Source organism: Stappia stellulata (assembly GCF_020176715.1).
In the GTDB taxonomy this organism is placed as follows: Bacteria; Pseudomonadota; Alphaproteobacteria; order Rhizobiales; family Stappiaceae; genus Stappia.
Map to the genome: position 1 here is coordinate 21,071 of NZ_JAIVMF010000015.1, position 24,976 is coordinate 46,046.

The window sequence follows — 24,976 nt, forward strand, 5'->3', positions numbered from 1 at the left end:
CGTGCGTTTCGATCAGGCGCGCGCCGGGCGCAGCGTCAGGAGTGCCGCGACCACGAGAAGAGCCGCCGCGCACAGCGACGGCCAGAAGAAGCTCCCGGTCAGGTCGGCGGCATAGCCGGCAAGGGTGGGCCCCAGCATCTGCCCCAGCCCGAAGCAGGCGGTCATCATCCCGAGCACCGTCTTCGGCTCGCCGCCCGACAGGCGCCGCGCCTCGACCAGGCCGAGCGAGGTGATGCCCATGAAGGTGCCGCCGAGGAGAACCGCCGCGAGGACGGCGCCGGCCGCGCCTGGAACCAGAACGCTTGCGGCGACGCCGACCGCCTCCACGGCGCAGGCCAGCGAAAAGGCGCGCATGCCGCCAAGCCACGCGGCGACCCGCCCCCAGATCCAGACCGACACGGCCGCCGACACGCCGACCGCCGCCCAGGCCGGCGTCTCGTAGACGGAGAGCGTTTGCGACGCGCGCAGAATGCTGGTGAGAAAGGTCGCGGTCACAACGTAGCCGACCCCGAAGAGCGCATAGGCAATGGCAAGCCGGACCAGCGCCGGAGACGGTCGGGCGATGCGCGCAGCAGGCGCCGGCGCTGCGTTCGCCGCCGATGGACGAGGCTCGACAGCGTCATCGCTCGCGACAAGGCAGATCCAGGCACCCATGCCCAGCACCGCGGCAAGCGCGCCGGCGCCGATCCATTGCCCTTGCCACGCCGCACCGCCGCGGACAAGCGCACCGACCAGAACCGCAGACACCGCGATCCCGATCCCGACGCCGGCAAAATGCAGCGCGGCAAGGCCCGTCCGGTTCATGCGCGCCAGGCGCTCAAGCACCAGCGTGGAGGAAAACACGAGAACCCCGGCGCTGGCGATGCCGCCCAGGAACCGCCAGAGGGCGAGAACCGGCAGCGCCGCATCCATGGCCATGAGGCCGGTGGTCGCCACGCTGGCGATGAGGCTTGCGCGAAAGCCGCTGCGCACGGCGGATCCGGCAAGCGACATGGCGGCAAGCGCGCCGACCAGATAGCCGAGGAAATTGGCCGAAGCGACCATCCCCGCCTCGGACGCACTCAAGGGGATTTCCGCACTCATCGAAGGAAGGATCGGCGTCAGGGCAAAGCGGCCGATCCCCATCGCAACCGCAAGCGCGCACAGGCCGCCGAGAGCAAGCCGCACGGGCGAACCGCCAGCCGCAGGCATTATAGGGGTCTCCCGACGGAGGCCGGCGCCCGTCGTTTCGCGACCACGCGCGACACGGCACCATGTCCCGGTTTGCGCGAACCGTCCCGGAGATATCGAGCGAGGGGAGCGGAAGTGCCGTTCATTTTGAGTGTCTTTCGCGGGCCCGGCGACAGGTGGGGAAAAAGCGGCCAATACCAGAGGCACGCTTGTACCACGAGGAACGTCATCCCTCCATCGGCAGTCGGCCGGTCAGCCTTTCAACCACATTTCGGCATTCTCGAACGGCATCCCCTCGTCATCCTCGGCCCGTCGCGACCGCTCCGTAAAGCCGAGCGCCTCGTAGAACGCATGGGCCCGCGTGTTTGCGGTATAAACCTCTAGCCCCAGTTCGCCTTTGCGTTTCAGCGCATGCGCGATCAGCGCCCGTCCAATCCCCTGTCCATGATGGCGCGGCGTGACGAACAACCCTCCAATGAAGCTGTCGAGCAGGCTGATGAAACCGACCGGCTGCAATCCCCGACAGGCCACCCAGGTTTCCGCATTGGGCAGATACTCGTTCTCGATCAGCGCGCGCTGCTCAAGCAGGCGCTCCCGGCCGACGAAGGCATGTGCCTGAAGCGAGGCGTCGAGCCAGATGCCCGACAGCGTTTCAAGGTCCGTCGCAGCGTCATAGGCGCGGATGTGCGTTTCAAGGCGGGTCATGACGGCTGCGAAGACACATCTGCGATCCGGTGGAGGACAACCCCAAGCGCTCTAAAAGGCGCCCTGGCGCCAGCCCCGACATTTTCAGGACTTGCGGACAAGCAGAGCGGGGGCGCGCCGGTGGCTGCCCGGCGCCCCTTCGTTAGATGCGCCTCGCGTGGCTCAGACGATCCGCGCCGGGCGGTTCACAGCCGGATCTGCCCGTAGCGCAGCGCCTCGACGACCGTATGGGTCTTGTTGGACGCATTCAGCTTGGCGCTCGCGTTTTGAAGATGCGCGTGCACCGTGCGCTGCGAGATGTCGAGAAGCTCCGCAATGTCGCTGGCGGTCTTGCCGAGGGCGGTGAGTTCCAGAACCCGGCGTTCGCGCGCGGAGAGATCCCCCGGCCGCTGCGCCGAAATCACGCCCAGCTCGATCAGCCGGCGGAAGGCGGCGTTGCAGATCAGTTCCAGATTGGACAACTCGATCTTGCCGGCTTCCAGATGGGAGCCGCCGCCCAGGACGAGCGCCTGGAACGGATGCGTCTCTGTCACCGGAACCACCACCACGCGCGTGTCGCGCCCGAGCGATGCAAGCAGCTCGGAATGCGACATGTCGCCGTCGCTCACGTCCCAGACGAACGGGCGGTTGCGCATGAGACCCAGCATCAACGCGCTGTCATTCGCATCCAGCTCGGAGCGCTCGATGCCGCCGGCGCGATTGTCCGCCCAGCGAAACCGGTGCACCAGTCCGGAAATCGGCCGGTTGGGCATTGGAAGCCCGGCCGCGAGGATATGGGTCGCGCCAAGCCTGCGCAACTGCGTCTCAATGATATCAAGGACATGCTTTCCGGTCTGGGCGTCGGCAATTGCCTGCGCCCGCGCCTGCATTTCCGTAGGGTCGGCCATGCGTTCCTGCCTTTCCGTCATGTCGCCAGGGCTCCTGGAGAGCCCGGGCGATCCTGTCGGTCGATTTGAACCACATTCGCTGCGTCGAAACCGCAGGACGCCCCGCTCAAGATCGATGTCCCAGCAACATCGACCCGCATCGTCCACACAACATCCCCCGATGGATACTTCCCGAAAAACCGTCTCACCAGACTATACTCCAGCCCCGTTCCAATCCAGAATCTTTGCCAGTGTCGTCGTTTTGCTCCAGACCGGGCCGGAAAAACCCGCTGCGGATCGGCAACGTCCGCGGGAGACTCTCAACTTGCACGCCTGATTCCAAGAATCGTACGATCTCCTTGGCGAAGCTTCACTTTTTTCGACAAGCCGGCAACACCCTAGCCTCAAGATTGTGTTCATTAAATGAACGTAAAATCCATTTTTGCAACCTTAACGTTAAAAATTGCTTTTCCCAGTCCACGCAATTCTTCCAAACCTGCAGGAAGTGCCAGTGTGGGATCTTTCGATATCCCCAGAAGTGACAATACGACCGGCGGAAAGCCCCGTTTCCGTCGCCGCGCCCGCGTTCGCGCCCTGTCCCCCCAAGGCGAGACGTCTTCGGGACTTTCGCGCTGCCGGTTCGGATGCTAAGCCCGGGCGGCGGCTCCGGCCCGCCCGTTTGACGGCCGACAGTCCCCCCCACAACGAGAGGCGCCATGCGGCTTTTACAACGCTTTTTCCCGGTTGTTCTGATTTCGGTTCTGGCCGGTGCCTGTTCGCCGACGCTCGACACCGGACCGGTCACCGTCGCGCGAACCTCGAATATCACGCTCGTCAAAATCACGGATGCGGGCGCGGGCGGAATCACCTCCGAGACGGTCTATTCCGAAAAGGCTGTCGCGCAGGCGTTGCCGGGCTTCACGACCGAGGGGTTCCAGTCGGCCACGGAAGACAGGACCGAATGGGCCATCGGCGCCTTCAATTCCGACGGGTTCCAGGTGCTTCAGGTCTACAAGGGCAACGGCGGCCGGGTGCGCGCGGTCCATGGCGTGACCCACCACCTGCAGGGTCCCAACGGCGAGCGCATCGGCATGACCTTCGCCGAGGTGGGCACGTCGCGCCGCGATTGCCGCGTCGGCCGCAACCTGTGGCGTGGCATGGCGATCTGCAAGGCCGACGGCAGCAAGAATGTCACCCTCGTCTATGCGATCTCGCAATATGCCGGCCCCTTCGACCGGCTTCCGTCCAACGACCAACTGCGGGAGGCGGCGATCCAGCGCATCATCTGGACCGCGCCCTGAGGCAAACAGGGGGCAATCGGTCCGGCGCGTGCCTCTGCGCATAGCCGGCCGATGCCGCCTAAGCCTGTTTCATCTGGGCGACCCCTTCCGGCGCAGCGGCGTTTTGCAGGAAGCCGCTCGCCTCGGTGAACGTCATCGGGCGCGCGAACAAATATCCTTGGCCGAATTTGCAATCGAGACTCTTCAATTGCGCGAGCTGTTCGGGCCGCTCGATCCCTTCCGCCGTCGTCGGGATATCCAACCCGTCCGCAAGCGCGATAATCGATTTCACGATCTTCATTCGCTTCCTGTCCTTGCCGACGGCTTCGACGAAAGCGCGGTCGATCTTGATGTAGTCGAAGGTCAGATTGGACAGTTGCGAAAGGCTTGAGTAGCCGGTTCCGAAATCGTCGAGGGCGAAGGTGACCCCTTCCTTGCGCAGGCTGTTGATGACGGCTGTTGCGGTGTCCAGATCGCGCACCAGCGCGCTTTCGGTCACTTCGATCTCGAGCTGTCGCGGTGACAAACCGGTGTCGGCGAGGATGGTCAGAATGCGATGGGCGAGAAGGCGGTCGCCCATCATTGATGGCGCAACGTTGAACGCGATCTTCAAATGCGCCGGCCAGTTCAGCGCGTCGGTACAGGCGCGGCGCAGCAGGTTCTCCGACAGCTCGATGATGATGCCGATGTCGTCGGCGATCTGGATAAACTCGTCCGGCGGGATGAATTGTCCCGGAGCGGGCTCCCACCGGGCAAGCACCTCGAACCCGCGGACGTCACCCGTCTCCAGGTCGATCAACGGCTGATAGTGCGGAACGATGGCTTTCTGGCGCACGGCGCGGCGAAGCTGCTGTTCCAGCTTGGCGCGTCCGCTCATCGCCCCGTCCATCGCCGGGTCGTAGTGCATGGCACATCCCCGCCCCGCCTTCTTGCCGCTGTAAAGCGCATAATCCGCCCGCAGAAGCAGATCCTTCAAGGTCGCCACCTGTCGATCCGAGGGAGCAGCGATGCCGACGCAGGCTCCGATCTCGACGTGAACGCCCTTGATGGCAACCGGACGACTCAGATTCGAGATGATCTCTTCCGCCCGCACTGTCAGTTGCAGCGCTGGAGCGATCTTGCAGATCACAACGAACTCGTCGCCGCCAAGACGCACGACGATGTCGTCGGGAAACAGTCGCCGGAGCCGCTGAGCGATGTCCGCCAGCAGCGCATCTCCGCCATCGTGTCCGATCAGGTCGTTGACTCTCTTGAATCCATCCAGGTCGATCGCAAGAACGGCGTGGCATTGCATGCCGCCCCGCTCCGCGATCATCTGCACCGCATGCTGCTCCAGGAAGCGGCGGTTCGGCAATCCGGTCAGCGCATCGTGAACCGCGGTCCAGCTTGCCTGGGTTTCCGCCGATCGCCGAAAGCGCGCCTCCCGTCGGAAGTCGTTCATCCGACGCACCGCGAAAACGAACCCCATGAGGCCGGCGCAGATCAACCCGACCAGCACCTCATCCAGTTCAAGCGCTTCATGCGCTTCGATGAAATCATGAAGCTGTTCGTAAGCATCGTTGTGGACCGCCACGGCCCAGAGCACCAACGCCACTGCGCTCAAGAGCAGAAGTTCCGAATAAACGCCGATACTGATGCGCCAGAATCGCTTCTTCTTCATTGTTTCCTCAGCGCGAAACAGCCATTTTCCGGACAGCATTTACCAGCAGAACCTCTTTCTTCCAAGTTAAAGAAAATATTTTTCCGGCTGATTGAAAAAACAGAATTGAAACAAAAGTAAAAAATCAGAAATTTCAAACATAGGTATACATAATAGAAATACACAACTCCATTTACCCGACGACATGCCCCATCCGAAGCGTTCCGTTTCGCGGTTATCCTATGACGTATTTCCGATTCGTAGATTTTTTCAAGACTTCAGGCCTGGATGCGGCATACGCGCCGACAGGTGCGAACACCCCCTTCCCCCGACGGACCACGCCGGGCGCCGGATGTTCCGTTTCGGGACGCGCGCCCGGCACGGCTTTTGCGTGGCTGCGGGTGCGGAAGGACCAACGACATGGAACGAAACAGTCAGCGCATCGCAGCTTCAGGCATCTCCCGGCGCGCCCTGCTCCTAGGCGGGGCGGGCGCTCTTGCCGGCGCGGCCCTGGCCGGAGCCTCGCTGCCGGCGCGGGCGGCCGTCCGGGTCGCGGATCTGCGCGGCACCATCGACGCGGCCGAATTCGGCATCCGCCCGGGTGCCGCCGACGATCAAAGCAGCCTGATGCAACAGGCGATCGACGCCGCCGCCCAACGCGGGCGCGCGCTGTTTCTTCCCGGCGGACGCTACACGGTCGCAAACCTGCGGCTGCCATCGGGCACCAAGTTGGTCGGACTGCCCGGACAGACCCGTTTCGACTATCAGGGCGGCGGCCACCTGATCTATTGCGAGAAGGCCAAATCCGTCGGCATCGAGGGCATTCATTTCGACGGCGGCAACCGCTTCATCGGCGAATACGCGCCGGCCCTGCTGCATTTCGCCGACGCGCAGGATGTCGCCATCGAGGGCTGCACCGTGACCGGCAGCACCAAGACGGGCCTGGCCCTCGACCGATGCTCCGGCCGGGTGGCGAACTCCACGGTCTCCGGCGCGCGCCTGGCGGGCCTTCGCAGCGTCGAAGCGAGCGGACTGGCGATCACCGGCAATCATGTGCACGACTGCGCCAATGGCGGCATTCTGGTGCATCGCTGGCGCGAGGGCGACGACGGCACCATCGTTTCCGACAACCGGGTGGAACGGATTTTCGCCCGCGACGGGGGGACGGGTCAAAACGGCAACGGCATCAACATCTTCCGTGCGCACAACGTCATCGTGCGCGGCAACCGGGTCGCCGATTGCGCCTTTTCCGCGATCCGCTCCAACGGCGGGTCGGGGATCATCATCGAGGGCAATTCCTGCCTGCGCTCGGGCGAGACCGCGATCTACTCCGAGTTCGCCTTCCAGGGCGCGGTGATCGCCGACAATCTGGTCGACGGCGGCGCCATCGGCATTTCCATCGCCAATTTCCTCGATGGCGGGCGGCTCGCGACCTGTTCCGGCAACGTCGTGCGCAACATCGTCGACACCGGTCCCTATCCGGCCGAGGTGCAGGGCTTCGGCATCGGCATCGCGGTGGAGGCGGACACCGCTCTCACCGGCAATGTGGTGGAAAACGCCGCGCGCATTGGCGTGCACATGGGCTGGGGCCCCTATCTACGCGATGTCGCGGCAACCTCGAACGTGCTGCGCGACTGCCCCATCGGCGTCGCGGTCACCGTCGTGGAGGGCGCAGGGCCCGCCCTGATCGCAAACAACATGATCACCGGCGCAAGGCGGGGCGCGGTCGTCGGCCACCGCTGGAAGGAGGCGACGACGGGCGATCTGACGCGGGAGGATGCGGCCAGCCGCTTCCCGCATCTCTCGGTGAGCGGAAACGTGGTGCGCTGATCAGGCCCGCAAGCCGTCGAGCGCGCCCTCGACCGCCCGCACGTCACCGACGTGGATGCCGTTCCAGTTGACCAGCCGCGGCGCGACCCAGGGCGCGAGCGCGGCATGTTCGTCGTCGGAGAGGCCGAGCAGCTGCGCGAGCACGCCGGCCATCATGGTTTCCGCAGCCCGCGTCGCGCCGTCCTCGCATTTCAGCGCGACGCCGATGCCGATCTCGGGAAGCGCGGCGGTGAAAACGCCTTCCGCGCCGGTCTTGACGAAGACGCGCCCCGAAAAGGCGCGCATCACATCGGTGCAGAACCGTTCGGTGCCGGCGACCATTTCCGGCACGCCCGTGCAGGCGTCATAGAGCCGCTGCGCAGCCTCGGCGCGGGCCGGCTCTAGACCGGTTCCCGTGCCGAGTCGCGCGAAGGCATAGGCCAGACGGTCGAGCGGCATGGCATAGGTCGGGATCGAACAGCCGTCGGTGCCCCTCGCCATGTCGGCAAAGGACATGCCGCTCATCTCTTCCATGGCAGCGCGCGCCTCGCGCTGCACCGGGTGCTCCGGCTCCACATAGCCGCGCGGATCGACGCCGAGGGTGCGCGCCAGGCCGACGAAGCCTGCGTGCTTGCCCGAGCAGTTGTTGTGCAGCGGACAGGGAGAGGCATCGGCGCGGTGAAGGATGGCGACGTCTTCCATCCGCTTGGGCCAGTGGCTGCCGCATTCCAGCGCGCTTTCGTCCGCGCCCGCCTTCATCAGCATCACCCGCGCGGCGTTGACATGCATCGCCTCGCCGTTGTGCGACGCGCAGGCAAGGGCAAGCTCCGCGTCGCTCAGGTCGAGTGCCTCGGCCGCCCCCGATTCCACCAGCGGCAGCGCCTGCAGCGCCTTGACGGCGGAGCGGGGAAACACCTGCCAGTCGGCATCGCCCACGGACGCGACGCGCTTGCCGTCGGCATCGACGAGGACGATGGCACCGCGATGACGGCTTTCAACGGCCGTGCCGCGCGTGACCTCGACGAGAACGGGATTTTCCATCTCAGGCTTCTCCCGCAATCGCCAGCGACGGCGCCGCGCGACCGGCGATCCAGGCGCCGAGACGCTCCAGCGCCGCATCGATCACCGCGTCCTGCTTGCAGAAGCAGAAGCGGATGAAGTTCGTCGGCGCGTCGGCCACATAGAAGGCGGAGACCGGCACGGCGGCGACCCCGGCTTCCTCCACCATCAGCCGGCAGATCTCCGCGTCGTTCCCCTCGATCCCGAGCGGGGAGATGTCGCAGGTGGCGAAATAGGTGCCCTCGCAGGGAAGAACGCCGAAACCCAGCGCCGCAAGTCCGCTGGCGATCCGGTCGCGCTTGGCCTGCATCTCGTCGCACAGGCCGGTGAAATAGCTGTCGTCCTTGCCAAGGCCGTAGGCGACGGCCCGCTGCAGGTTGGGCGGCGTGGTGAAGGTGACGAACTGATGCGCCTTGGCGATCGGCTCCAGGAGCTTCGGCGCGGCGGTGATATAGCCGACCTTCCAGCCGGTGAGCGAGAGAGTCTTGCCGGCGGAGCCGATGCGCACGGTGCGCTCGCGCATGCCCTCGATCGCCATCAGCGGCAAATGCCGGCGCCCGTCGAACAGGAGGTGCTCGTAGACCTCGTCGCAGATCGCATAGACGCCGTGTTCCAGGCAAAGCCGGGCGATGGCCTCCAGCTCCTCCACCGAGAATACCTTGCCGGCCGGGTTCATCGGGTTGTTGATCAGGATCGCCTTGGTGTTTTCGGTGAAGGCGTCCTCGAGCGCGCGCAGGTTCAACCGCCAGTCCGGCGGGGTCACGCGCAGGCGAACCGGGATCCCCCCTGCCCGCTTCACCAGCGGCAGGTAGCAGTCATAAAGCGGCTCGACCAGGATCACCTCGTCGCCCGGCTCCAGCAGCGCCAGAAGGGTGTCGGCCAGCGCCTCGGTCGCACCCGACGTCACCATGACTTCCGTCTGCCAGTCGACGTCGAGACCGTAGAACCGCTTGTTGGAGGCGGCAACCGCCTGGCGCAGCTCGGGCAGGCCCAGCATCGGCGGATACTGGTTCGGTCCCAGCATCAGCGCGTCGGCGGCCATGCGACGCACGTCCTCCGGACCGTCGACGTCCGGAAATCCCTGGCCGAGGTTGATCGCCCCATGCGCGATGGCGAGCCGGGACATGGTCTCGAAGATCGTGGTGGGAAGGCCGGTGAACACCGGATTGGTCGGCTTCATGCTGTCTTGCATCCTTGCATCGCGGCTCTCCCCCCGGATCGACCGCCCGTCTCCGCAGGGTTGTAGTCATTCGCCAGGCCGACGTCCAGACGAACGCGCGATGGGCCGCGGACGCCGGTCCGCGGCCCATTGCGCCAGGCGTTCAGTGCACCAGGACGTTGCGGAACTGCCAGGGATCGCTCTCATCGATGTCCTCGGGAAACAGGCCCGGACGGTCGGTGAGCGGCGTCCAGTCGGTGTAATAGCCATTGACCGGACCGAGATAGGGCTTTTGCACCTCAAGGCAGCGGCGATAATCCATTTCGTCTGCCTCGACAATGCCGGCCTCGGGGTTTTCAAGCGCCCAGACCATGCCGGCGAGCACGGCGGAGGTCACCTGCAGGCCGGTCGCGTTCTGATAGGGCGCAAGCTTGCGGGTCTCCTCGATGGAGAGCTGCGAACCGTACCAATAGGCGTTCTTGGCGTGGCCGTAGAGCAGCACGCCGAGTTCGTCGATGCCGTCGGCGATCTCGCTCTCGTCCAGCACATGCAGCTCGGGCTGCACCTTGCCGGCCGCGCCGAACAACTCGTGCAGCGACAGCACCGCGTCATTCGCCGGATGGTAGGCATAGTGGCAGGTCGGGCGATAGACGACCTTCTTGCCCTCGCGCACGGTGAAAAAGTCGGCGATGGAAATCGACTCATTGTGCGTGACCAGGAAGCCGTATTGCGGCCCCGGCGTCGGGCACCAGGTGCGCACACGGGTGTTGGCGCCGGGCTGCTCCAGGAAGATCGCCGCCTTGCAGCCCTTCTTCTGTTTCTTCGCGTTCTTCGGCTTCCAGTTTTCGTGCGTGCCCCAGCCAAGCTCGGCCGGCTGGAACCCTTCCGACAGGAATCCTTCCGCCGACCAGGTGTTCCAGAACACGTTCATCGGCTTCGGCAGGCGGGCGCGCTGGGTGTCGCGCTCGGCGATGTGGACGCCCTTGACGCCGACCTTCTTCATCAGCTTCGCCCAGCCCTTGCGGGTGGTCGGCTCCTCGAAGGTGCAGCCGGTGTCGCGGGCGATGTCGACCAGCGCCTGCTTGACAAACCAGGACACCATGCCCGGATTGGCGCCGCAGCAGGAGACAGCCGTGGTGCCGCCCGGGTTCTTCTTCTTCTCGCGGCGCACGGTCTCGCGCAGCGCGTAGTTGGTGCGCGAGGCATTGTCGGCGGTGGTGTCGAAATAAAAGCCGAGCCAGGGCTCGACCACCGTATCGATGTAGAGCACGCCGAGCTCGCGGCAGAGCTTCATCAGGTCGAGCGAGGAGGTGTCGACCGAGAGGTTGACGCAAAAGCCCTGCCCCTTGCCTTCGGTCAGAAGCGGGGTCAGCACGTCGCGATAGTTGTCGCGGGTGATCGCCACCTTGGAAAACCGGTAGCCGCGCTCCTCGACCATCGCCCGGTCGGTGTCGACCGGATCGATCACCGTCACCCGCGAGGCGTCGAAGCCGAAGTGCCGCTCGATCAGGGGAAGCGTGCCCTTGCCGATGGAGCCGAAGCCGATCATCACGATGGGGCCCGAGATCGTGCCATGAACCGGATAGGCCGGAGCTGCCGGCGCGGGCGCGTCCATTGCCTTCTCGGCTGCCGGTGCAGGCGTTGCAGCGGTCTTCGCGGCACCGCGCGGCGCGGGCTTGCGGCGGGGCTTGGTGACCACGGGGGTGTCGTCGTTGCTCATGGCGGCGATCCTTTGCGTTTCATGGCGCAGTGCACGGCCACATTCGGCACGCGATACGGCAGTACGATGACAGCAACCGGCCGCTTGCGCGACCGATTGCCGTATCGGAATTCGGGTGGGGTGGAACAGTCAGATGACGTAGGAGCGCAACGGGTCGAAGCCGTTGAACGCGATCGACGAATAGGTCGTCGTATAGGCACCGCAGGCCTCGATCAGCACCTTGTCGCCAATCGACAGGCTCACCGGCAGCTCATAGGGCGTCTTTTCATAGAGCACGTCGACGCTGTCGCAGGTCGGGCCGGCCAGCACGCAAGGGGTCTTGCGGTCGCCGTCCTTGTCCGTGCGGATCGGATAGCGGATCGCCTCGTCCATCGTCTCGGCCAGGCCGTTGAACTTGCCGATGTCGAGATAGACCCAGCGGATCTCGTCTTCCGCAGCGGACTTCTTCGAAATCAGGACGACTTCCGCCTCGATCATGCCGGCGTCGCCGACCATGCCGCGGCCCGGCTCGATGATCGTCTGCGGGATGCGGTTGCCGAAATGGGTGTTGAGACCGCGCAGGATCGCCTCGCCGTAGTGGGGAACGCCCGGGATGTCCTTGAGGTAGCGTGCGGGGAAGCCGCCACCCAGGTTGACCATGGACAGCGTGATGCCGCGCTCCGCCATCTCGCGGAAGATCGCCGCTGCGGAGGACAGCGCACCGTCCCACGCCTCGACATCGGCCTGCTGCGACCCGACGTGGAACGACACGCCATGAGCGACGAGGCCAAGGCGATGGGCATGCTCCAGAACGTCGGGCGCCATGTCCGGCGCGCAGCCGAACTTGCGCGACAGCGGCCAGTCGGCGCCGGCACCGTCGCAGAGGATGCGGCAGAACACCTGGGAGCCTTGCGCAGCGCGGGCGATCTTCTCCACCTCGGCTTCGCAGTCGACGGCAAAGAGGCGCACACCGAGCTCAAAGGCCCGTGCGACGTCGCGCTCCTTCTTGATGGTGTTGCCGAAGGAGATGCGGTCGGGCGTCGCGCCGGTGGCCAGCACCATTTCGATCTCCGCCACCGAGGCGCAGTCGAAGGAGGAGCCAAGACGCTCGAGCAGGGCGAGGATCTCGGGAGCCGGATTGGCCTTCACGGCGTAGAACACGCGCGTGTCGGGCAGCGCCCGCTCGAAGGCGAGATAGTTGTCGTGGACAATGTCGAGATCCACGACCACGCAGGGTCCGTCGTCTCGTCGCTGGCGCAGGAAGTTCTTGATACGCTCCGTCATGGCAGTCACCCGTTACCGAATTCCGTTCGCAGGGTCGCGCATGTAGCCGAGCGGGGCTGCCCGCTATGGAGACGGGCAACGGCTGGCAACATGTGCAGACGGTCGGGCATATGGTCGCCATCCCTTTTGGATGAACGCCTGTGGCCGTCCCGCGATGAATGCCTTGGATTGGATCGGGTATTCCGAACCGCACGGCCGGCAATGATGTAATAAGTGCCTCTTCAGTGACCCCGGGACTTGGAAACCCGGCAGAGACCAAAAAAGCCCTCTTACGTCGTTGCTTTAAGCCGTCCGTTTTGCCGCTCTATCCGGAATTGGGTCCGGGCCCTGTTGAGCGGCTGCCATCGAAATTCGATTGGACGACCACGGGCACGTGCGAATTTGGGCACGAGTTGTATGAATCAACATGGCCCCCGATACAAGAAAAAACTTGGGCCAAAGACGCATTTTTTGCGCCTCGGGCCGATTTTCGCACAAACGGGCTTTTCTCAAGCCGGCGGCAGGCGCAAAACGCAGACAGGCAGGGCCGTTGCCTTGCCTGTTCCGCCGCCGCAACCGCGGTCGCGGCGCAGATCATGTCCGTCGAAACGCGGGCGAATCGCCCGGTTGCGGACCGCGGCCTCAGTTGCCGCCGCGCTTGCCCTGACCCCAGCCGCCATGGTGGCGGCGATGGTCTTCCATCGACAGGACACCGTCGCCGTTGCTGTCCATCATGGACACGATGCGCGAGGTCGGGCGCTCGACCTCGGCCTTGGTGACGCTCAGGTCGCCGTCGCGGTCAAGACGCTGGAACATGCGCACCATGCGCCGGTCCGAGCGCTTCACCCAGACGACCTCGAATTCGTCGAGCGACAGGGCATCGTCGGAATTGGCGTCTGCCTCCGCAAACAGCGCGGCGCGGGCAGCCTGGCGGGCCTCGCGGACCTCCTGCCGGGCTTCACGGCCGGCCTGGTTCTGACCGCGCTTGCCGTCGCCGCGCATGCCGGGACCGCGACCGTCGTCGTTGTTCATACCCATTCCCTGGCCCATCATTCCCTGGCCCCGGCCCTGTCCCATCTGTCCCATCATGCCCTGGCCCTGGCCCATCATGCCTTGGCCCATCTGGCCCATCATGCCCTGGCCCATCATGCCGGAGTGCATGCCGCGTCCGCCGCCGCCCATCATGCGACCGCCGCGCGCCTCGAATTCCGCCTTGGACACGGAGCCGTCGCCGTCGGTGTCGAGACGCTGGAAGGCGCGCACCTTGAGATCGGAAAACTCCCGGACGTAAGCCGCCTTGAATTCGTCGAGGGTCACGCCGCCGCTGGTGTCGGCATCGGCTGCGGCATACATCTCCGTCACGGTCGCATCGATTTCCGCCTGCGTGATCTTGCCATCGGCGTCCGTGTCGAACCGCTCCATGAAGCGCATGGCCATCTGGCCGCGCCCGTGACGGCCGCCCATCATGCCCGATCCATGGCCCGAGCCCTTGCCCCAGCCATGCCCGCCCCGATCGGCGACCGCCGGCAACGCCACGGCGCCCGTGAGGGTCACGGCGAGAGCGGCGACTGCGATCTTCTTGAACCTGGTCATCGCGAAAAATCCTTTCGGCTGTGAGTGCGATGATCCAGAGGTAGGGGATGCTTGTCGCAAAATTGTGCCCGCAAGCCGGCCTTTGTGTCGCAAGATGTGGCGGTCTGTCAGTCTGTTACAACTCATTACAAAGTCAGCCCTCCCTCCGGGACGCCACGGGCCTAGAAAGAGAAAAGCAGGAACGCCGGACGTCGGCCGGACCGCCGAAAGAGTTCAGGACATGAGTGAGCACGAACCGCATATCCTGGTCGTCGACGACCACCGCGACATTCGCGAACAGCTTGCCCGCTATCTGCGCAAGAGCGGCTTGCGCGCCTCCGTCGCCGACAGCGCCGCACAGGCCCGCAAATTCCTGAAGTCCGCCGCCGTCGACCTGATCGTGCTCGACATCATGATGCCCGGCGAGGACGGGTTGTCGCTGTGCCGCTCGCTGGTCGAGACCGGGGCCGTGCCGGTGATCCTGCTCACCGCCATGGCCGAGGACACCGACCGGATCATCGGGCTGGAGATCGGCGCCGACGACTATGTGACGAAACCGTTCAACCCGCGTGAGCTGCTCGCGCGCATCCGCGCCGTGCTGCGCCGCGCCGCGCTGGTGCCGCGCGACCGCGACCCGGTCGACGCCGAAACCCTGACCTTCGCCGGCTGGACGCTGGACGTTGCCAAACGGCTGCTTACCGGCGAGGACGGCGTCGCCGTGCCGCTGTCGAGCGGCGAGTTCCAGTTGCTGGTCGCATTCCTCAAGCGTCCGCGCATGGTGCTGTCGCGCGACCAATTGCTCGACCTGACGTCCGGTCGCACGCCCGGCGTGTTCGACCGTTCCATCGACAATCAGGTCAGCCGGTTGCGGCGCAAGATCGAGCCGGATCCCAAGACACCCGAGCTGATCAAGACGGTGTGGGGCGGCGGCTATACCTTTACCGCCGACGTGCAGGACACCGCATCATGAGCGACAGGCGGGTCCTTCTCTGGCCCGGCTCGCTCGCGGGACAATTGATCGCGCTCCTGCTGATCGCGCTGGTCGTCGCCCAGTGCCTGACGCTCTGGCTCTTTGCCGGCGAGCGGCGGCTCGTGCTGGTGGAGATGGCCCGCACGACCTTCCTGTCGCGCACGGTGTCGCTGGTGCGGCTCTTGGAGACGACGCCGCCGGCCCAGCATGCCGACATCCTGCAGGCTGTCTCCAGTCCGATGCTGTGGTTTCATGTCGACGATACGGCCGCACTTGCCGAAACCGGCGAGCGCACCGGCGAAAAACGGATTGTGGACCTACTGAAGGCGGACCTCGGCGACGATCGCGACGTGCGCGTCGACGTGGTGCCGGGTCCCCGCGCCCTTCGCGCGTTCGGGGAGCATGCGCGCGAGATGCATCGCCCGCCCCCCGGCATGACCCGTGACAGGCCCCGGCGCGACGATGGCACGCCGCGCCGACGCTGGCACAATGGCCCGATCTCGCTCACCATGAGCGTCGCGCTCAACGACGGGCGCTGGCTCAACGCGGCAACCCGGTTTCGCCTGCCGACGCATTCCTTCTATCCGCTGCTTGTCTCCATCGCGCTGATGGCGCTGGCGATCGTGGGCGTCGTCGCCGTGACCATCCAGCGCCTGACGCGCCCCTTGCGCAGTCTGTCGGCCGCCGCCGAACGGCTTGGCCGGGGCGAGGACGTCGAGCCGCTTGCCGAAACCGGGCCGTCGGAAATTCGCGGCACGGTGCAGGCCTTCAATGTCATGCAGGACCGCCTCACCCGCTTCGTGCGCGACCGCACCCGGATGCTCGCCGCGATCAGCCACGACCTGCGCACGCCGATCACCTCCCTGCGCATCCGCGCGGAGTTCATCGAGGACGACGAAAACCGCGAGAAGATGATCGAGACGCTCGATGAGATGCAGCGCATGGTCGAGGCCGCCCTCGCCTTTTCCCGCGACGAGGCCGCCCGGGAAGCGGCGACGAAGATCGACCTCGGCGAATTCATCGACGCGATCGCGGAAGATTACCGCGACATGGGCCGCGAGGTCAGCGTTACTCCGCCGCCGACGCGCGTCGTCGCGCGGTTCCGCCCGTTCAGCCTCAAGCGCGCCCTGCGCAACCTGATCGACAATGCCGTGCGCTACGGCGAGGCAGCCGATATTTCCGTCGAAGCCAGGGGCGAGGCAGTGGTGATCCGGATCCGCGACCGGGGACCCGGCATTCCGCAGGAGCGGATCGACGATGTGTTCGATCCCTTCGTCCGGCTGGAGGAATCGCGATCCGAGGACACCGGGGGCATCGGGCTGGGCCTCTCGATCGCCCGCTCCATCATTCAGGCGCACGGCGGATCGCTGGTCCTCGCGAACCACCCCGAAGGCGGGCTCGAAGCGCGCATCACGCTTCCCGCGTGACCGCGAAGCGATTCGCGAGCCGCCCGGACGGCCGGACGAGAAAGACCGTTGCAGGAGCCGTCTACGGTTTCACCAGATCGCTTTCATCCGACTTTCAACGCAATTTCATCGCTTTGGCGCAAAACCCTGCCCGCGCTTCCGCAAGCCGCTTGATTTCCGCTGCCCCGTTTCACAATGATGACGCCCGAAGGGGCTTTCGCGCAGACGCGCCCGAGCAGCCCGGGCAAGAGGAAACGGCATGGCCAACCTTGCTTCGCACTCATCGGACCGCCAGCGCTCCCGGACGGTGTCCAACGAGCGACGGTCAAGCCCCCGCGCGCAAGGCTCGACCCAGGTGATGGTGATCACGATGCGCGGTCCGGTTCCTGCGCGCATGCTGGATGTGAGCCTGACCGGCTGCCGCATCCAGTGCCCCGACCTGCCGAAATTCGCCATCAGTGCCCGGATCGCCATTCTGTCCTACGGGCTTGAACTGCTGGCCGAGCAACGCTGGCGCAACGACATCCATTCCGGCTGGCGCTTCGTCTACAGCGCGCAGGAACAGGATCGCCTCAAGGCCCTTTTGCGCCGCGACGCCTCCGGCGTGATGCTGAACAGCCGTCTGGGCCGGTCCTTCCGCAAAAGCCCGCATTGACCGCAAAAAGGGCGGCTCTTTCGAACCGCCCCTTGTCTTGCCTTTAGGATCGCGAAAGATCCGCTCAGGAACGCTGCGCCGCCTTCGCCTCGAGACGGCGGGCATGCAGCACCGGCTCGGTATAGCCGGACGGCTGTTCGCGGCCCTTGAACACCAGGTCGCAGGCGGCCTGGAAGGCGATCGAGCCGTCGAAATCATCCGCCATCGCACGATACAGCGGGTCGCCCGCGTTCTGCCCGTCGACGACGGCCGCCATGCGCTTCATGGTTTCCATCACCTGATCCTCGCTGCACACGCCGTGGCGCAGCCAGTTGGCGATATGCTGGGAGGAGATGCGCAGCGTGGCGCGGTCTTCCATCAGGCCGACATCGTTGATGTCCGGCACCTTGGAACAGCCGACGCCCTGGTCGACCCAGCGCACGACGTAGCCGAGAATGCCTTGCGCGTTGTTGTCGAGCTCGGCCTGGATTTCCTCCGCCGACCAGTTCGGCCGTTCCGCCACCGGGATCGACAGGATATCGTCGAGGCTGGCCCGGCCGCGCGCCTTCAGCTCCGCCTGGTGGGCGGCGACGTCGACGACGTGGTAATGCAGCGCGTGGAGCGTCGCCGCCGTCGGCGACGGCACCCAGGCGGTCGAGGCGCCGGCGCGCGGATGACCGATCTTCTGCTCCAGCATCGCCTGCATCATGTCCGGCATCGCCCACATGCCCTTGCCGATCTGGGCGTGGCCGGGAAGCCCGCATTCCAGCCCGATGTCGACGTTCCAGTTCTCATAGGCCTGGATCCAGGCGGCCGCCTTCATGTCGCCCTTGCGGATCATCGGGCCGGCCTCCATGGAGGTGTGCATCTCGTCGCCGGTACGGTCGAGGAAGCCGGTGTTGATGAAGCACACGCGAGCCGAGGCGGCGCGGATGCACTCCTTGAGGTTGACGGTTGTGCGGCGCTCCTCGTCCATGATGCCCATCTTCAAGGTGTTGGGCTGAAGCCCCAGGGCCTGCTCTATGCGGGTGAACAGCCGCTCGGAAAAGGCGACCTCCTCGGGTCCGTGCATCTTCGGCTTGACGATATAAAGCGAGCCGGCGCGGGAGTTCATCCGCCGGCCGCCGCCGTCGGGACCACCGGTGCCGATGTCCTGCATGGCAATCAGCGCCGTCATCATGCCGTCGAGCATGCCTTCCGGCACTTCCTCGCCGTTGCGGTCAAGGATCGCGGGCGTCGTCATCAGATGGCCGACGTTGCGCACCAGCATCAGCGACCGGCCATGCAGCGACAGCTCGCCCCCCATCGGCGTGGTGTAGGTGCGATCGCCGGCCATGCGGCGCTCCACCGTCTTGCCGCCCTTTTCGAAGCTCGCGACCAGATCGCCCTTCAGCAGGCCGAGCCAGTTGCGATAGGCGACGACCTTGTCCTCGGCATCGACAGCGGCGACGGAATCCTCGCAGTCCATGATGGTCGAGACGGCCGATTCCAGCACGATGTCGGAGATGCCCGCTCCGTCGGTGCCGCCGATCGGGCTGGAGCGGTCGATGACGATCTCGGCATGCAGGCCGTTCTTTGCCAGAAGCACGGCATCCGGCGCGGCGGCGGCACCGCGATAGCCGACGAATTGCGCCGGATCGGCCAGCGTCATCGCCGCTCCGCCGGCACCGGCCACCTGCAAGGCGCCATTGACGACCGAGAGGCCGGTCGCGTCCGTCCAGTCGCCGCTCAGCGCGAACCGCTCGTTGAGAATCGCGCGGGCGAAGGCGATCACCTCGGCGCCGCGTTCCGGGTCGTAGCCGCCGCCCGACGGCAAGCTTCCCATGGCGTCGGTGCCATAGAGCGCATCGTAGAGCGACCCCCAGCGGGCATTGGCGGCGTTCAGCGCGTAGCGCGCGTTGGTGATCGGCACGACCAGCTGCGGGCCGGCCAGCGTCGCGATCTCGGGATCGACATTTTCCGTGGTGACGGAAAACGCGCCGCCCTCGGGAACCAGATAGCCGATCTCCTTGAGGAAGGCCTTGTAAGCGGTGAGGTCGACCGGGCCGGGATTTGCCCGGTGCCAGTCGTCGATGCGCGCCTGGAGGGCGTCGCGCTTGGCCAGAAGACCGCGGTTCTCGGGGGCAAGATCGTGGATGATCTGCGACAGGCCGGTCCAGAAGTCCTCAGACGACACGCCGGTCCCAACCAGCGCCTCGTCCTCGACGAAACGGTGAAGCTCGGCATCGACCTTCAGTCCAGCGATCTCGATACGGTCCATGGCCTCGGACACTCCCTGTGTTCTGTTCCGGTGCTGCGATCAAGCGGCGCTGCCGCGACCGCACCGGACAATTGACGGTGCGGGACTTTCCCAAACAGAGCCCACCCGGTCAATCTGACACAAATAGAAAAGACTTGATCCAAAACGGAAACAATAGCCGCTGTCCCTGAGGCCGGTTGCCGGCGCCCGGAGCCTTTCTCCGCCGCGGCTTGCATCCTTTCGCACAATTCGTCATACGATACCGGTCACGCCCGTCCGGTCACGCTGGCGCTGCCAGACCGAACACGCGGGCCCATCTTTCCAGGGCGCCCTGCCGGTGCAGGGGTCTTCGTCCCGTTTCTGGCTGGTTCATGCTGTCATCCCATCCCACTCTCCGCGCATGGTTTTTCGCGCAACCGATCCTGCTTTTGTGCCTGACCGCGCTGTTTTGGGCCGGCAACACGATCGCCGGACGGCTGGCGATCGACCAGGTCTCGCCGCTGGCGGTCGTCTTCCTGCGCTGGGTCGCCGTCTCGGGCATCATGGTCGCGCTCTACGGGCGCCAGGTGCGCGCGGAATGGCCGATCCTGAAGCGCCACCTGCCGGTCATGGTGCTGATGGGCATGTTCGGCTACACCGCCTTCAATGCGCTGTTTTACATCGCCGCCCACAAGACGACGGCGCTGAACCTCGGCATCATCCAGGGATCGATGCCGATGTTCGTACTGCTCGGCGCGCTGGTCATCCTGCGCACGCCGATCCGCGCGGTGCAGGCCTGCGGCGTGGTCCTGACCATGACCGGCGTCGCCTTCATCGCCAGCCAGGGCGACCTGTCGCGGCTCGCCGGACTGGAAATCAACCCGGGCGACGCGCTGATGATCCTCGCCTGCCTGCTCTACTCGCTCTATGCGGTGCTGCTGCGCAAGCGACCGGCCGTCTCCGGCATGGTGTTCTTCACCGTGCTCTCGGTGATCGCGGCCATCGTCTCGGTGCCGGTGTTCGCCGTCGAACTGGTGCAGGGCACCGAGCAATGGCCGACGCCGAAGGGCTGGCTCGTCGTCGCCTATATCTCGATCTTCCCCTCGTTCCTGTCGCAGATCTTCTTCATGCGGGGTGTGGAACTGATCGGGCCCGGCCGGGCGGGCGTCTTCATCAACCTCGTTCCGATCTTTTCGTCGTTTCTCGCCGTTGTTCTTCTCGGCGAACCCTTTCACTTTTATCATGCTGCAGCGCTGGTGCTGGTTCTGATGGGAATTGCACTGTCGGAGAGAAAGGGCCGGCAGCGGGAGGCCGTACCGGCGCCCGGGCCCGATCACGGATGACAACCCGGTCTTAACGACGATCCTCTAGACGAAGCTGATCGCTGGTCCGACCCGCCGTTCCTTGAGGTAACCACGTCATGCAAGCGCCGATCTTCATTGCCGCCATTGCCGGCCTGCTCGTGCTGATTTCGCTGGTTCAGCCGCTGGCGCAGAGACTGAAGGTCACCTCCTCGGTGCTGCTGGCGCTGGTCGGCGTGGCGATCGGCCTGATCGCTGCCTGGCTGCTCTACACGCCGCGCACCGATGCCTTCAACGAGATCGCCGACGTCTTCGTCAACCTGCCGCTCGATTCGCAGGGCATCCTGAACATCTTCCTGCCGGTGCTCCTGTTCCAGACCACGCTGACGCTCGACGTGCGGCGCATGGCGGAAGACGCCGGCGTGATCTTCGTCATGGCCGTGGTTGCCGTTCTTGTTGCGACCGCCTTCATCGGACTGGCGCTTGCGCCCTTCGCCGGCCTCTCGCTCATCGCCTGCCTGCTGCTCGGCGCCATCGTCGCGACCACCGATCCCGTCGCGGTCGTGTCGATCTTCCGCGACATCGGCGCGCCGGCACGGCTCGGCCGGCTGGTGGAGGGCGAAAGCCTCCTGAACGACGCCGCGGCAATCGCGCTTTTCGTCATCCTGCTCGGCGCGCTGACCGGCGAACAATCCGCCGATCTTGCCAGCGGACTTTCGCTGTTCCTGTGGAAGTTCGCCGGCGGAATCGCCATCGGCTACATCGCCGGGCAGCTTCTGGTGCATCTTCTGCCCTTCGTGCGCGACTTCCGCCTCGCCCAGGTGACACTGAGCTTCGCCCTGCCCTATCTGGTCTATGTCAGCGCCGAATATCTGGTCGACGTATCGGGAGTGGTCGGCGTGGTCATGGCCGGCATCGTGATCAATCTCACCGGACCGTCACGGGTGACGCCGGACGGCTGGACCTATCTGAACGATGTCTGGGAACAGATCGCCTTCTGGGCGTCGTCGCTCATCTTCATGCTCGCCTCGATCCTGATCCCCAAGCTCCTGGTCGACGTCGGCTTCGACGACCTGCTGCTTCTCATCATCGTCATCGTCGCAGCACTTGCCGCGCGGGCGGTCGTGCTGTTCGGACTGTTGCCGCTGCTCAGCCTGCTCAACTTGTCGCAACCGGTCAGCATGCCGTTCATGACCGTAATGCTGTGGGGCGGGATGCGCGGCGCGATCACGCTGACGCTGGCCCTCGGCGTCACGGAAAACGATGCGATCGACCCCGAGGTCCAGCAGTTCGTCGCGGTGCTCGCCACCGGCTTCGTCCTCTTCACGCTGCTCGTCTATGGCACCACCTTGAAGCCGCTGATCAAGCTCTTCGGTCTCGACCGGCTGTCGCCGCTGGACAGTGCCCTGCGCGCCCAGGTGCTTCAGCTTGCCGGCTCGAACGTGCGCGAGGGCGTGGGTCAGGCGGCGGAGGAATACCGGATCGCGCTTCCCGTGGCGGAGCGTGTCCAGGCCACCTGCCAGGACCGCATGGACGACGCGCCGGGCGCGACGGCGGCGGAGGAGGACATCCTCGACCGCGACCGCATCACCGTCGGGCTCGTGTCGATTTCCAACCGGGAACGCGAGATCGTGCTGCGCCACCTGCGCCAGCGCACGGCCTCCATTCATACGGCCGAGACGCTGCTGGCGAAAATCGGCAACATCGCGGACCGCGCGCGCGCCGGCGGACGCATCGAGTACAACCGCGCCGCCCGCGACGCCCTGGCGTTTCCCCGGACGATGCGGATGGCGCAATGGTGCCAGCGCCGGCTCAAATACGAGGGCTGGCTCGCCCGCCTGCTCGCCGACCGCTATGAAATGCTGCTGCTCAGCCGGATCGGCCTCGACGAACTCATGGCGTTCAACCGGGACAAGATCTCGGCGCTTCTGGGTGCGCGGGTTGCGGAAATCCTGAATGAAATCCTTGCAAACCGCCATGAGGCGACGACCACCGCCCTGGAAGCGCTGCGCCTGCAATACCCCGACTATGCCGACAGCCTCGATCAGCGGTTCCTGCAAAAGGCCGCCCTTCGGATGGAGGAGGACGCCTACCGCACGCTGTTGTCGCAAAACCTGATTGGCGAGGAACTGTATTCGAGCCTGGCAAAGGCGGTACAGGAGGCCCGCGCCAAGGCCGATGCGCGGCCGAAGCTCGACATGGGCATGCGCACCGTCGAACTCACCGCCCAGTTGCCTCTGTTCCAGGACCTGCCGCAGGCACGGATCGAGAAGATCGCCCAGCTCATGCGCCCGTTGTTCGCCGTCCCCGGCGACAAGCTGATCTCGAAGGGCGGGCGCGGCGATGCAGCCTATTTCATCTCTTCAGGGGCCGTGGAGGTGATCACCGACACCCAGCGGATCCGTCTGGGACGCGGCGACGTTTTCGGCGAAATCGCGCTGCTGACAGGTGAACCGCGCACCGCGGACGTCCGGGCGCTGGGATACTGCAACCTGCTGGTCCTGTCGCGCGCCGACTTCCGGCAGTTGATCGACAAGGACCCGGATCTGCAACGCCACATCGCGGCCACCGCCGAACAGCGCCAGGCAATGAATGCCGAGGCAAGCGACGCGGAACAGCGGCAACCGACGCCAGGCACCTGAGGCGCCCCACCCGGGACGCCAGCGGGGCTGTCACGTGTTCGACAGGTCCTGCGGGTCGTCGTCCTCACCGTCCTGACCCCACATCTGAATGCGCCGATAGAGCGTCGAAGGGCTGACCTTCAGCGCATTGGCAGCACGCGGAATATTACCGTCGCAGAGCGCGACCGCCCGCTCGATGGTCGAGCGGATCACGGTTTCGAGCGGCTCTATTCCGCCCGCGGCCGCGGGCGCATCGTTCGGGGGGGCAACCGGCGTTGCAGCCGACGCCTGACGGACCTCGGCAGACGGGGAAGAGCGGGCGGATTGGAGCGCCCCGGCTTGTGGCGACGCACCGCCCGCCGCCGGTCCCTCAGGCGCGTCGAGGCCGGACGGGATCTGCGCGGCGTCCGATACCAAGGACTGCTGTGGCTGCGGCCGCGTCAGCGGAAGCATGTCCGCTTCCATGAACTCCGCATCGTTCAGCACCACCGCGCGGCGCACGGTGTTCTGCAGCTGGCGGATGTTGCCGGGCCACGAATAGGCGAGCAGCGCGTCCTCGCACGCACGGGTGAAGCCGCGAAACCGCTTGCCGTCCTCGCTGGAATACATCTTGAGGAACTCGCGCGCGATCAGGAGAACATCGTCGTCGCGCTCGCGCAGCGGCGGCAGCTCGACCGGAACGACATGCAGGCGATAATAGAGGTCTTCGCGGAACCGGCCGGCAGCGACCTCTTCCTCGGGATCGCGGTTGGTGGCGCAGACGATGCGCACGTCGACCGGCTGGGGCGTGTCCTCGCCGACCCGCTGGACGGTCTTTTCCTGTAGCACGCGCAGCATCTTCGACTGGAGGTCGAGATCCATCTCGCAGACCTCGTCGAGAAAGAGCGTGCCGCCATCGGCCGACAGGACCGCCCCGCGCCGGTCCGACAGCGCTCCCGTGAAGGCTCCGCGCGAGTGCCCGAAGATCTCGCTTTCCAGCATGCCTGAGGGGATCGCGGCGCAATTGATGGAAATCAGCGGTCCCATCGCCCGGCGGCTCAGCGAATGCAGCGCATGCGCGCACAGCTCCTTGCCCGTTCCGCTTTCCCCGGTGATGAACACGGTCGCATTGGTCGGCGCCGCATTGCGCAGGATGCGATAGACCGTCTGCATGGCAAAGGAGCGGCCGATCATGCCCTCGAAACGGTTGCCCTCCATCTCCTCGCCGAGGGCTTCCAGGCGATTGGTAAGCATCTGCCTGTCGATGGCATTGCGCAGCGTCACCCGCAAGCGGTCGGCGGAAAACGGTTTCATCACGAAATCGAACGCGCCTTCGCGCATGGATTCTACTGCCATATTGATCGAGGCCGTGCCAGTGATCACGACCACCTCGCATGGTACGTCACGCGCCTTGATCCAGCGCAACAGGTCCAGCCCGTTGCCGTCCGGAAGATTGACATCCAGCACGACGACGGCCGGCGCGGCCTGCTCGAAGGCGGCCTTCGCCGCAGCCGCAGTTTCAACCGCCCGGACAGTCCATCCCTGCGGCGCGAGATACGCCTGGTAGGTCTCCGCCAGCGCGCGCGTGTCCTCCACCAGGAGGACCATGGGTGAATTCCCTGTCAT

The 24,976-nt window shown here is 65.5% G+C and carries 18 protein-coding genes; 7 read left to right on the top strand and 11 right to left on the bottom strand.

The window, feature by feature from the left end; translation table 11 throughout:
• Positions 1 to 12 precede the first annotated feature (12 nt).
• The 3 genes from LC092_RS16080 to LC092_RS16090 all read right to left on the bottom strand — a co-directional run bounded on the left by LC092_RS16080 (position 13) and on the right by LC092_RS16090 (position 2,783).
• Positions 13 to 1,191 (bottom strand): YbfB/YjiJ family MFS transporter, encoded by a 1,179-nt coding sequence (locus tag LC092_RS16080; RefSeq protein WP_224808233.1) that lies wholly within the window; start codon positions 1,189 to 1,191, stop codon positions 13 to 15.
• A 231-nt stretch (positions 1,192 to 1,422) separates the two neighbouring features.
• Positions 1,423 to 1,875, bottom strand: a complete 453-nt coding sequence (locus tag LC092_RS16085) for a GNAT family N-acetyltransferase (RefSeq protein WP_224808236.1) — start codon at positions 1,873 to 1,875, stop codon at positions 1,423 to 1,425.
• 185 nt (positions 1,876 to 2,060) lie between these two features.
• Positions 2,061 to 2,783: a helix-turn-helix transcriptional regulator gene (locus tag LC092_RS16090; RefSeq protein ID WP_224808237.1), complete on the bottom strand. Its 723-nt coding sequence runs from the start codon at positions 2,781 to 2,783 to the stop codon at positions 2,061 to 2,063.
• Between the two features lie 674 nt (positions 2,784 to 3,457).
• On the opposite strand from LC092_RS16090, the gene LC092_RS16095 reads away from it, so the two are divergent.
• Positions 3,458 to 4,042: a DUF1131 family protein gene (locus tag LC092_RS16095; RefSeq protein WP_224808238.1), complete on the top strand. Its 585-nt coding sequence runs from the start codon at positions 3,458 to 3,460 to the stop codon at positions 4,040 to 4,042.
• Positions 4,043 to 4,100: 58 nt separating this feature from the next.
• Here the strand turns inward: LC092_RS16095 and LC092_RS16100 are convergent, their stop codons facing one another.
• Positions 4,101 to 5,720: a putative bifunctional diguanylate cyclase/phosphodiesterase gene (locus LC092_RS16100; RefSeq protein ID WP_224808239.1), complete on the bottom strand. Its 1,620-nt coding sequence runs from the start codon at positions 5,718 to 5,720 to the stop codon at positions 4,101 to 4,103.
• Positions 5,721 to 6,080: 360 nt separating this feature from the next.
• Between LC092_RS16100 and LC092_RS16105 the strand changes: the two genes are divergently transcribed.
• Entirely contained in the window at positions 6,081 to 7,490 is a 1,410-nt protein-coding gene (locus tag LC092_RS16105) for a TIGR03808 family TAT-translocated repetitive protein (protein WP_224808240.1), read from the top strand.
• Here the strand turns inward: LC092_RS16105 and LC092_RS16110 are convergent, their stop codons facing one another.
• The 5 genes from LC092_RS16110 to LC092_RS16130 all read right to left on the bottom strand — a co-directional run bounded on the left by LC092_RS16110 (position 7,491) and on the right by LC092_RS16130 (position 14,242).
• On the bottom strand, positions 7,491 to 8,510 hold the full coding sequence (locus tag LC092_RS16110) for an asparaginase (RefSeq protein ID WP_224808241.1): 1,020 nt from the start codon (positions 8,508 to 8,510) through the stop codon (positions 7,491 to 7,493).
• A 1-nt stretch (position 8,511) separates the two neighbouring features.
• The gene (locus LC092_RS16115) at positions 8,512 to 9,708 is read right to left on the bottom strand and encodes an aminotransferase (RefSeq protein ID WP_224808242.1); all 1,197 of its coding nucleotides are present in this window, start codon (positions 9,706 to 9,708) and stop codon (positions 8,512 to 8,514) included.
• A gap of 142 nt (positions 9,709 to 9,850) precedes the next feature.
• On the bottom strand, positions 9,851 to 11,236 hold the full coding sequence (locus LC092_RS16120) for a homospermidine synthase (RefSeq protein ID WP_224808333.1): 1,386 nt from the start codon (positions 11,234 to 11,236) through the stop codon (positions 9,851 to 9,853).
• Positions 11,237 to 11,536: 300 nt separating this feature from the next.
• Positions 11,537 to 12,670 carry a type III PLP-dependent enzyme gene (locus LC092_RS16125; protein ID WP_263627172.1) on the bottom strand — a complete coding sequence of 378 codons (1,134 nt, stop codon included), beginning with the start codon at positions 12,668 to 12,670 and terminating at the stop codon, positions 11,537 to 11,539.
• 621 nt (positions 12,671 to 13,291) lie between these two features.
• Positions 13,292 to 14,242: an EF-hand domain-containing protein gene (locus LC092_RS16130; protein WP_224808244.1), complete on the bottom strand. Its 951-nt coding sequence runs from the start codon at positions 14,240 to 14,242 to the stop codon at positions 13,292 to 13,294.
• A gap of 220 nt (positions 14,243 to 14,462) precedes the next feature.
• Here LC092_RS16130 and LC092_RS16135 point away from each other — a divergent pair, with 220 nt between their 5' ends.
• The 3 genes from LC092_RS16135 to LC092_RS16145 all read left to right on the top strand — a co-directional run bounded on the left by LC092_RS16135 (position 14,463) and on the right by LC092_RS16145 (position 17,252).
• Positions 14,463 to 15,191, top strand: coding sequence for a response regulator (locus LC092_RS16135; protein WP_224808245.1), 729 nt, complete (start codon positions 14,463 to 14,465; stop codon positions 15,189 to 15,191).
• Complete coding sequence (locus tag LC092_RS16140; protein ID WP_224808248.1) at positions 15,188 to 16,618, top strand: ATP-binding protein; 1,431 nt, start codon at positions 15,188 to 15,190, stop codon at positions 16,616 to 16,618. The genes LC092_RS16135 and LC092_RS16140 overlap by 4 nt, the downstream gene beginning before the upstream one ends.
• A 238-nt stretch (positions 16,619 to 16,856) precedes the next feature.
• Positions 16,857 to 17,252 (top strand): PilZ domain-containing protein, encoded by a 396-nt coding sequence (locus LC092_RS16145; RefSeq protein ID WP_224808250.1) that lies wholly within the window; start codon positions 16,857 to 16,859, stop codon positions 17,250 to 17,252.
• Positions 17,253 to 17,316: 64 nt separating this feature from the next.
• On the opposite strand, the gene LC092_RS16150 is transcribed toward LC092_RS16145, so the two are convergent.
• A complete protein-coding gene (locus LC092_RS16150) occupies positions 17,317 to 19,491 on the bottom strand; it encodes a malate synthase G (RefSeq protein WP_224808334.1) in 2,175 nt (724 codons plus the stop codon).
• Between the two features lie 350 nt (positions 19,492 to 19,841).
• Here LC092_RS16150 and LC092_RS16155 point away from each other — a divergent pair, with 350 nt between their 5' ends.
• Complete coding sequence (locus LC092_RS16155) at positions 19,842 to 20,792, top strand: DMT family transporter (RefSeq protein WP_224808252.1); 951 nt, start codon at positions 19,842 to 19,844, stop codon at positions 20,790 to 20,792.
• 77 nt (positions 20,793 to 20,869) lie between these two features.
• Positions 20,870 to 23,392, top strand: a complete 2,523-nt coding sequence (locus LC092_RS16160; RefSeq protein ID WP_224808254.1) for a cation:proton antiporter — start codon at positions 20,870 to 20,872, stop codon at positions 23,390 to 23,392.
• Between the two features lie 30 nt (positions 23,393 to 23,422).
• Here LC092_RS16160 and LC092_RS16165 read toward each other — a convergent pair whose 3' ends face one another.
• Positions 23,423 to 24,958 carry a sigma-54-dependent transcriptional regulator gene (locus tag LC092_RS16165; RefSeq protein WP_224808255.1) on the bottom strand — a complete coding sequence of 512 codons (1,536 nt, stop codon included), beginning with the start codon at positions 24,956 to 24,958 and terminating at the stop codon, positions 23,423 to 23,425.
• Positions 24,959 to 24,976 lie beyond the last annotated feature (18 nt).